We start from the raw sequence: 3,025 nt of genomic DNA on the forward strand, positions 1-3,025 counted from the left end.
CGACGGGCGTGGCGGCGTCCGGGCGGCGGCGCCGGCGCCGGCGGCGCTTGGGGGTCTCTTCGCTGTCGGCCGGCGGCGCGAACGCAAGCTCGTCGCCGGCGTAGTCCACCTCCGGATCGAAGCCGCGCGGCGGCGGCGCGTAGCCGGGCTGCTGCTGCAGTTCGCGCCAATAGGCGATGTCGGCCGCGTGCTCGTCCGACGCGGACTGGCGCACGATCAGGAAATCGAACGCGGCGCGGAAGCGCGGATGCGACAGCGTGCGCACCACCCGCTTGCGCTGGCGCGAGGTGAAGCGCGACTGCAGCAGCCAGATCTCCTGCATCGGCAGCGAGAAACGCCGCGGCAGCGCCACGGTGCTCAGCTGGTGCAGGGTCACCCGGTCGGCGGCGCGGCGTTGCGCCTCCTCCATCTGCATGCCCTGCTTCTGCAGGGTCATCAACGCGCGGCAGTAGGCCGGCCACAGCAGCAGCGCGAACAGGAACGCCGGCGACACCGGCTCGTCGTTGGCGACACGGTTGTCGGTGTTGCGCAGGCCCTCGATCAGCATCCGCCGCAGCGCGCCGCTGCGGTTGGAGCGCAGCGCCGCCGCGCTCTCCGGGAACAGCGCGGCGAGCAGGCCGTGCCGCTCCAGCCCCTCGAAGCTGGCCACGCCGTGGCCGGACAGGAACAGCTTGAGCACTTCCTCGAACAGCCGTGCCGGCGCGGCCTCGGCCAGCAGCCCGGCCAGGCGCGGGATCGGCTCGGCGGTGCCGGCCTCGATCTCGAAGCCGAGCTTGGCCGCCAGGCGCACCGCGCGCAGCATGCGTACCGGGTCCTCGCGGTAGCGCTGCTCGGGGTCGCCGATCAGCTTCATCAGCCGCGCCTGCACGTCCTCGAAGCCGCCGGTGTAGTCGCGCACCGAGAAGTCCTCGATGGCGTAGTACAAGGCGTTGCAGGTGAAGTCGCGGCGCACCGCATCGTCCTCGATGCTGCCGTAGACGTTGTCGCGGACCAGGCGGCCGTTGTCCACCTCGCGGTCGCCGCTACCGTCGTCGACGTTGGCGCGGAAGGTGGCGACCTCGATGATCTCGCGGCCGTAGACCACGTGGGCCAGGCGGAAGCGGCGGCCGATCAGGCGGCAGTTGCGGAACAGCTGCTTAACCTGCTCGGGGGTGGCGTCGGTGGCGACGTCGAAGTCCTTGGGCTGGACCTGGACCAGCAGATCGCGGACCGCGCCGCCGACCAGGTAGGCGCCGAAGCCGGCCTCGCGCAGCCGGTACAGCACGCGCAGGGCGTTGGGGCTGATGTCCTTGCGCGAAATGGGGTGCTGGTCGCGCGGGATCGCGCGCAGGGTGAATGGCGATGGAACTGGCGGATTGATGATGGCGCTTCCGTATCGGGTTGCGGGATTGCCGAAGGGCGGCGAGACCCATATACTAGCGCGCTGCAATCGACGCGACCAACGCTCCCTTCGTCTAGTGGTTAGGACGTGGCCCTCTCAAGGCTAAAACAGGGGTTCGAGTCCCCTAGGGAGCGCCATCCTCGCTTCGGCTGCAGCGCGACACAGCAAAAACCCCGCCTTGGCGGGGTTTTTTGCGTTTCGGCGCCGGCCACGGCCCGACGCGTCTCATTCCTGGTTGCGCGGGTGTCGATCGTCCTCGGCCAGACGGCTGCAGACGCCAGCACGCCGACCCAAGCCTACCTGGAACGCCGGGGCAGCCCGGGCGACGTGTGCGACCCGGTCGGCATCAGTGCGCACGTACCGACCACCCGCAGGTCGCGGTCAGGCCTGCGCCAAGTCAGGGGCGGCCTCCCCGGCCATGACCGCCACCGGCGCCGATGCGGTCTCCGCCACCGCATCGTGCGCATGCAGGCTCTCCAGATGCCGCACCTGTACCTGCACCTCGGCGTAGCGCGCACCCAGCGCCTGCTGCAGGCGGCGCGCGGCGTCCTCCACGTACATCAGGTTCTCGCCGTTGCGGCGCGCGAACGCCTGTTCGTCGGCGCGCCGCACCGCTGCCTGCACCGGCGTGGCCAGGGCCTGCTCGGCGAGCGCGATCACGCCCTCCGCGTCGAAGCGCACCGCCCGCGCCGACACGCCGACCCGCACCGAGGCGACGCTGCGCTGGCTATGCGGGGTGGCGTGACTGCCGTGCCGGAGCAGCCAGTCCGCCACCGCCTCCCGCGATAGCGAGGCCTGTTCCGGGTGCTGCTGCACGAAGGCTTCGCTGAGCAGTTGCCGCGCCAGCGCCGCCGAACACGGGCAGGTCGAGGAATACAGCAGATCCACGTCGAGTCCGAGCCGGACCACGCCGCCACGCAGCTCGGCGTCGATCCGCAGCGGATACGCCCGCCATCCGGCCAGCCCCGGGCTGCGCAGTGCCGGGCTGCGACGCAGCAGTTCCAGGCGCAGCGACACCCGCGCCGCGGTCGAGGCGCAGTCGGCGTGGCTATGCACCATCGCCCGCAGCAACTGCGACAGCCGCGACGGCGACAGCGGCTGCTGCGCGCACTCGTCGAGCAGGCGGTACAGCCGCGACATATGAATGCCCTTGACCTGCGCCGACGGCAGGTCGACGGCGAGCGCGGCCTGCGCCGGAACGGGTGCCGCAGGCGCGCCCTCGCCCATGTCCAGACTGATCGGCAGCGCGATGCCGTCCATACCCACCCAGTTCAGGGGAGCGGCGATCTGCGAAGGTTCGTCGGCGGCGACATCGGGCAATGGCGAGGGGATCTGCAGGTTCATCGGATCGACGGGAGCGGCAAGGGAGCGAGGGACGGCGAGGAAGTCAAAGTAGCAATTGTTATAAAGTAACACATGAAGTGTGCGACCACGGGACCACCCATCGCACACCTCAGCCGTTGGGGTGCCCAGCACCATCGCCGGGAGGACATCAATCAATGTCTATGGGCTGCGCGGACCTGCCCGCAAGGATTCGCCCGGCCCCTCATCCGCCCCTGCGGGGCACCTTCCCCCTAAAAGGGGGCCATGGTCCCGGCGGGAAGAGGGAAAAGCCAAAGCCCCTCTCCCACCGGGAGAGGGGTT

2 protein-coding genes and 1 tRNA gene are annotated in these 3,025 nt (G+C 70.4%); 1 reads left to right on the plus strand and 2 read right to left on the minus strand.

The window, feature by feature from the left end:
* Positions 1 to 1,414 (minus strand): polynucleotide adenylyltransferase PcnB (pcnB, locus tag D180_RS13165; RefSeq protein ID WP_106406904.1); only part of this gene is annotated, 1,414 nt, incomplete at its 3' end.
* Positions 1,415 to 1,443: 29 nt separating this feature from the next.
* Between pcnB and D180_RS13170 the strand changes: the two genes are divergently transcribed.
* Positions 1,444 to 1,518, plus strand: a tRNA-Glu gene (locus D180_RS13170).
* Between the two features lie 244 nt (positions 1,519 to 1,762).
* On the opposite strand, the gene folE2 is transcribed toward D180_RS13170, so the two are convergent.
* On the minus strand, positions 1,763 to 2,713 hold the full coding sequence (folE2, locus tag D180_RS13175) for a GTP cyclohydrolase FolE2 (protein WP_198526554.1): 951 nt from the start codon (positions 2,711 to 2,713) through the stop codon (positions 1,763 to 1,765).
* Positions 2,714 to 3,025 lie beyond the last annotated feature (312 nt).

Origin of the sequence: Xanthomonas sp. SHU 166 (genome assembly GCF_000364685.1) — a bacterium.
GTDB classification, from domain to species: domain Bacteria; phylum Pseudomonadota; class Gammaproteobacteria; order Xanthomonadales; family Xanthomonadaceae; genus Xanthomonas_A; species Xanthomonas_A sontii.